Genomic DNA, 6,188 nt, shown 5'->3' on the forward strand with positions numbered 1-6,188 from the left:
ATCTTGTCTGAACTAATACAATTTATACGACAGGTGTGCCAGATTTAGATAAGCGACAGCTCTATGTGAAACTATCAGATGCGCAATCATTGTTGTATACCGAGAGAGTCAGCTCATTGTCGGTTTACTTATTTGACATAAGTAAAACACAACAAACAGTTTTAGATTATCAGAAGCGTGACCAGTCATTGGAGTTTACACCTTGGTGGAAGCGCGCATTCTATTATCAGTCAGTAAAAGATCTTTATAACCGTATTTTTGGCCTGTTAGGTGGAATTATGGTGTTACTTGTATTCTTCTCAATTTCAAACACGATGGCGATGACTGTTAGTGAAAGAACCCGTGAAATAGGGACTGTATCGGCAATGGGCTCTTATCAATGGGAAATTATTCGTAACTTTGTATTAGAGTCAAGCATGATAGGGTTCATTGGCGCGGCGTTAGGTATTGTTGCATCTGCCTTCATTGCTTGGGGATTGGTTTATTTAGGTTTAGAAATGCCACCACCGCCTGGTAGCAATCAGGGTTACCCTTTAACCATTACTTTCTCATGGGAAGTAGCAGGTATTGTATTACTTACTATGGTATTGGTATGTGTATTAGCGGCACTAAAGGCTGCATATAAAGGCAGTTCAAAATCAATTACAGAGGCACTAAGTCATGTTTAAATTTAAAAATATTATATCTATCTGTGCGCTGTCGCTTATTTCTGTATCAGCTGTTGCGCAAACTGTAAATGAACAATACGAAGGTGGATTTGATCTGCAAACAGCTCTTGTCAACGTTGATGCTTATCGAAGTGAAGCAGAGTCAGTAAAAATTTCGGCAACAGTCAGTGCATATAATAAAGAGAAGCTAAAAAGTGAAAAGCAATATGATGTTTATTCATCTATCAATAAACAATCACTTGTTGTTTTTAAAACGGCTTCAGAGCAAGGACAAAAGGTCTTGATGAAGGAAAATGATTATTGGATGTTCATGCCGAAAAGCCGACGACCAATACGCATAACCCCTTTACAAAAATTATTGGGGGAGGCATCACTGGGCGATATTGCGACACTTAGTTGGAGTCAAGATTACGATATAGAGTCTTATGAAACGAATGAAGCTGTCATAGTGTTTAATTTAACGGCTTATTCAGAAAAGGCGAGCTATCAAAAAATTCAACTTACCGTTGATAAAGCCGATTTATTTCCATTGCAAGCAGAGTTGTATCTTCGTTCTGGCAAACATGCCAAAACGGCTACCTTTGAAAGAGGTGAGAGAAACAACAAAGTTAAAGTGATTTCTATGTCGTTAATCGATCAAATGCAGCCAGGTAAAAAAACAGTGATTGCTTATGATGAAATTAAGCCAATTGATGTACCGCAAAAGTTATTTAATCCGCAAATATTAATTCGCAGTGATTTAAATAGCCTTTTAACTGAGTGAAAGGCTAAAAACTTGGAACTAAAATTAAATGAGCATCAAATCGATATTTGGCAAGCCTCTTTAAGTTTGTTTGAACAAAATAATGCGCTTTCAGATCTTGATTTACAGTTAAGTGTGTCAGATAAGCTGGTGGCCAACTAAACTTGGCCACTGATTTTAGTGTAAGCCATTATCGCTTGTTTGATTTGTATTATTGCAACGTTAGTTTAAATTGCTCTTTATAGCGTCTAGACAAGTTAAGTACTTTACCTGTTGTTAGTTTTATTTCACTGTCGCCACTGGGTAGTGGTGTAATGGACTCCACTTTATCGAGTTTTACGCCATGGCTGCGGTGAATTCTACAAAATCCCTGTACTTCAAGTTGTTTGCTCAATGCTGTAAGCGTTGCCCTTAACGGATATATGCGTGAGCCTATATGTAGGTTTACATAATTACCCGACGATTCAAGCCAATCAACATCCTCTATTTTTATAATGAATTCTTTTCCGAGCTTTTTAACTAATAGGCGGTTTATGGTCGATGCTGTTTGCTGCTCACTTTCTTCAATTGAAGAGGCTTCACCTAGTAACTGCTGCACCACATATTGATATACTTTGATAAGTACGATGAAAAACACAAAGCTTATAGCGTCTTTCTGGTATTCATAAATAAGCTCAAACCAGCTAAGTCCAAAGTTGTAAGACCCATCATTCAACAAATATATGAATTTACGAACCCCTACCATAATACCAACGTGTAACACGCTAAATATAATAGAGGCACCAAAGTACATACCTAATGAAGCCGTAATATTTTGCCAATTAAAAGATAAGTGTCTTAAAAACCAAATTAAAATAGGGAATATAAGCAAAGTACTCAAGGCACTTGAATACTCCCAAACAAATGGCTCCCACATTAAAAAAGTTAAAGCGCCTTCTCTTTGGGCTTCCATTATTTGGGTTGTAGCGTTTACTGTATTATTAATTAATACGTAAGCACACAGTAATACTGATGCGTAAATGCTTTGAAAACGTTGAAAGTGCTGTAGGTTCATAAATGTATGCTTATTGCTGACGTGGCACGCTTATCCCTGTATACCACCTTTTATCACTATTGCTTGTAATATAAGCACTTATAGATAGTTTTAGCGAGAGCTTTAGGTATGAATAACGCATAACATACATAAAGTAGTAAAAGCATGAGCACTCAAGTACAACAACCTTCATTAGTTAATTCGCGTAAATATTATCTTGATTGGCTTAGGGTAATCGCATTTGCGTCGCTAATTTTTTATCACATTGGCATGCTGTATAGCGAAAACTGGGGATTTCATTTTAAAAGTAATTATACATCACAGTATGTTGAATATTTAATGTTGGTGTTTTCACCTTGGCGCATGTTGCTCATTTGGTTTATATCGGGCGTAGCACTGCGTTTTATGATTGATAAAGTACGCAGCTTTAAGTCTTGGTTGCATTTCACCTTATACCGCTCTATTTTTTTACTATTACCCTTGCTGGTGGGGTTATGGTTAATAGTGCCTTTACAGCTGTTTGCAGAAATGTCACAGCAAGGTGTTATTGATATTAGCTATTGGCAATTTTATTTAGCTTTTATAGAGACTAACAATACGCTTTTTATTAATTATCAGTCTGGAGTGTGGCCGCATGTGGATGTAAATCACTTGTGGTATTTGCGCTCGTTGTGGCAATTTATGCTGATCATTATTGTTTTAACTCTTTTTGCACGCTTGCCCTTTATTGCGCCTTTAAAAACATTTGTTAAAGCGGGTATGTCATTTGGGTTTTTAATTACCTTGCTCACTATTGCCACACTATTTATAAGCCGTTACTTAACTGGCGATTCAATCAGAGAAACTAACGGCTTAATACTGCTACTCACAGGATACATCCTGGCTAAAAACACTTACTTTTGGAACTGTTTAAATAAAAACTTGGTATTACTGGCTTTGTGTTTTTCGATTTTGTTTGTACTTATAATATTAAGTTATCAGAAGGCGTTTACTCTTCCTCATTTTATTCTAAGCGGTAGCTACAATATTCAACGTGTTGTAGGTGTATTTTTTGTACTTGCGCTCGCTCAGCGATTTTTAAATTTTAATACCTACTATTTAAAGCAGCTCAATGCATGGGTGTTTCCCTTTTATTTATTGCATCAAAGCATTTTGATTATTTTGTGTTTTTTACTGCAACCTTTAAATTTAGAGGCTGTTGTTGAGCCATTTATCATTATTACAGGAACTTGGTCTCTCTGCGGGGTTATAACATGGAGTATTACACGTATTGATGTACTTAGACCTTTGCTAGGAGTTGCAATTAAACGAGAGTATTCCTCGAGTGCAAAAATGCTTGGTTATACGGCCGCTTTAATTTTAATTACTCCGCTAGCGTATAAGCTAATTACTTAGGCTAAGAGGCTGTATTAAAACTGCCATAATCTTGTCATGCCTGTGTGTTGATATTTAGCAAATACAATACTAAGGAAAATCATATGTTTAAAAAATCAATTATTGCGCTGTCACTTATATCTATTCTTACTGGTTGCGCACTTGATGGTGACGATGGTCAAAACGGCTCTCAAGGATTACAGGGAGAACAAGGCGCAAATGGCATTAATGGGATAAATGGTGTAAATGCTAATTCAGCATTAAATATTAACCTTGTGGGTAGAGGTGTACTAAATGCACAAAGCCCAGAAGGTGCGGCTGAAATAGTTGCATACCAAGCATCTAAAAAATGGATTTACGCTATTAACAGTTCAGGCGATGACGCTGTTGTTGATATTTTACCCGCCGACACCTTTGATACTGCCGCACTCGTTAAAGATAACGAAGGGGTTATCAGCGCCACAAATTTAACGTCCGTTATTACGTTGTCTTTAAACGAGCATACCCAAGGCGATGCAAACAGCATTGCTATTGATGAAAATAATAATTTACTAGCGGTCGCAATGGCTGCTAAAGGCACGGGTGATGCAGGTCAAATTGCTTTTTACGATATAAGCGGCGACTCACCTGTATTTATTAAAAATGTTACAGTCGGATTTTTACCAGACATGGTGACGTTCACCCATGATGGCGCAAAGGCAGTGGTTGCTAACGAAGGTGAACCAAGTGGCGACTACAGCGTAGATCCTGAAGGTTCTATTAGTATTATCGATATAACAAATAATGTAATAGCCGATACGGCAATAAATATTGATTTTAAAGCCTATAACAACAAACAAACCGAACTAGAAGCGCAAGGGGTAGTTTTTGCAAACCCAAATGGTCGTACTATTAACGGTAATCTAATAAATACTACAGTAGCTATGGATTTAGAGCCCGAGTACGTTAGCATTTCTAAAGATAACAAATATGCTTATGTATCTATTCAAGAAAACAATGCACTTGCAATAGTTAACCTACAAGACAACAGTCTTGAGCTAAAGGGCTTAGGCTTTAAAGATTGGTCAAGCTTACAACTTGATGCCTCAGATAAAGACGGCGGCGTGAATTTTAAATCATACCCAGGGCTCTATGGTATGTACCAGCCCGATACTATCTCAAGCTTTAGTTGGAAAGGCGCTAACTTTATAGTTACTGCCAACGAAGGTGACGCAAGAGAATACTTTTTTGATACAACGGATGAAGCAGACTGTATAGCTAAGGGCGGACTTGATTACGATAAAGACGATGGCTGCTTAGCTTATATAGATGAAAGCCGCGTTGAAGACTTAACGCTTGCTGCTAATTTTGATTACTTAAATAATGACGATGATGATATTGGTCGCTTAAAAGTAACAACAATAAAAGGCGATACCAATAACGACGGACAATACGAATCGCTTTACGGCTATGGCGCACGTTCTTTTACTATTTGGGATAGCAATGGGCTGGTGGTTTTTGATTCAGGCGACGATATAGCACGTATAACAGCATCTGTGCATGGTGAATCATTTAACAATAATGAAGATGAAAACAAAGGTGACTCACGTTCAGATGATAAAGGCGCAGAGCCTGAAGCGCTGACTATTGGTAAAATTGACGATCGTACATTTGCTTTTATAGGGCTTGAGCGTATGGGCGGCATTATGGTGTACGACATTACTAATCCATACAATGTGCAGTTTGAAGACTACTTCTATAATAGAGGCTTAATTAAAGACGCTAATATTACAGGCGATTTAGCGCCTGAAGGAATGGAATTCGTTCCAGCAGAGCAGAGTGCTACAGGAAACCCACTCTTAATCGTTGGAAATGAAATATCAGGCTCCATTGCCGTATGGGAAATAGCATCTAAATAAACCTTTAATTTAAAATAAAGCTGTGTGTTGTTTGTTTAACATACAGCTTAGTTTAAACCTTACTAATACCTCATCAATAGATACATATGTTGTGCGTGTTTTTTAAACTAAAAGTATCCTGTAGCCCTTTATTTGTATAGCTTTCATACTAAATTCATTTAATTGTCAAAAAGCTGAAATAAAACATTGACCCCCGCTCGAATCTCCCTATAATGCGACCCCACTGAGACGGGAAACGCTGAAGCATAGCAAGGCACGAACTACTCAGAGAGTTAAATAAAACTTCGGTTTTAAATCTTCCAAAAGAAAGTTTGAAACTAAGTGTTGACTCGAAAAATAAAGGGTGTATTATTCGCATCCCTTGAGACGCTAAAGCGACTCAAAACGTTCTTTAACAATATAAAGCAATCATCTGTGTGGGCACTCGTACAGATTGAGTTCTAACAGCCAAACTACTTCGTTCTTTATTGAGC

At 37.5% G+C, this 6,188-nt stretch carries 6 protein-coding genes; 5 read left to right on the forward strand and 1 reads right to left on the reverse strand.

Annotated features, from left to right (window positions below; translation table 11 throughout):
- The first annotated feature begins 65 nt into the window (after positions 1 to 65).
- Genes DO88_RS00100 through DO88_RS19205 form a run of 3 tightly spaced genes read left to right on the forward strand, consistent with a single transcriptional unit; the run spans position 66 to position 1,572 of the window.
- Positions 66 to 668: an ABC transporter permease gene (locus tag DO88_RS00100; protein ID WP_232224841.1), complete on the forward strand. Its 603-nt coding sequence runs from the start codon at positions 66 to 68 to the stop codon at positions 666 to 668.
- Positions 661 to 1,431, forward strand: a complete 771-nt coding sequence (locus DO88_RS00095; protein WP_033041239.1) for an outer membrane lipoprotein-sorting protein — start codon at positions 661 to 663, stop codon at positions 1,429 to 1,431. Before DO88_RS00100 ends, DO88_RS00095 begins: the two co-directional genes overlap by 8 nt.
- Positions 1,432 to 1,443: 12 nt before the next feature.
- Positions 1,444 to 1,572, forward strand: a complete 129-nt coding sequence (locus DO88_RS19205) for a hypothetical protein (RefSeq protein ID WP_269634992.1) — start codon at positions 1,444 to 1,446, stop codon at positions 1,570 to 1,572.
- 49 nt (positions 1,573 to 1,621) lie between these two features.
- Here DO88_RS19205 and DO88_RS00090 read toward each other — a convergent pair whose 3' ends face one another.
- Positions 1,622 to 2,464 carry a LytR/AlgR family response regulator transcription factor gene (locus DO88_RS00090; RefSeq protein ID WP_033041240.1) on the reverse strand — a complete coding sequence of 281 codons (843 nt, stop codon included), beginning with the start codon at positions 2,462 to 2,464 and terminating at the stop codon, positions 1,622 to 1,624.
- A gap of 144 nt (positions 2,465 to 2,608) precedes the next feature.
- Here DO88_RS00090 and DO88_RS00085 point away from each other — a divergent pair, with 144 nt between their 5' ends.
- Positions 2,609 to 3,838, forward strand: coding sequence for an acyltransferase family protein (locus DO88_RS00085; RefSeq protein ID WP_033041242.1), 1,230 nt, complete (start codon positions 2,609 to 2,611; stop codon positions 3,836 to 3,838).
- Positions 3,839 to 3,921: 83 nt separating this feature from the next.
- Positions 3,922 to 5,715, forward strand: coding sequence for a choice-of-anchor I family protein (locus tag DO88_RS00080; protein ID WP_033041245.1), 1,794 nt, complete (start codon positions 3,922 to 3,924; stop codon positions 5,713 to 5,715).
- Positions 5,716 to 6,188 lie beyond the last annotated feature (473 nt).

The organism is Pseudoalteromonas sp. S3431 (assembly GCF_000690035.1).
In the GTDB taxonomy this organism is placed as follows: Bacteria; Pseudomonadota; Gammaproteobacteria; order Enterobacterales; family Alteromonadaceae; genus Pseudoalteromonas; species Pseudoalteromonas fuliginea.

Coding starts and splice junctions, on each gene's coding strand:
- DO88_RS00085 (WP_033041242.1), top strand. CDS start 2,609: ATGAGCACTCAAGTACAACAACCTTCATTAGTTAATTCGCGTAAATAT.
- DO88_RS00090 (WP_033041240.1), bottom strand. CDS start 2,464: ATGAACCTACAGCACTTTCAACGTTTTCAAAGCATTTACGCATCAGTA.
- DO88_RS00095 (WP_033041239.1), top strand. CDS start 661: ATGTTTAAATTTAAAAATATTATATCTATCTGTGCGCTGTCGCTTATT.
- DO88_RS00080 (WP_033041245.1), top strand. CDS start 3,922: ATGTTTAAAAAATCAATTATTGCGCTGTCACTTATATCTATTCTTACT.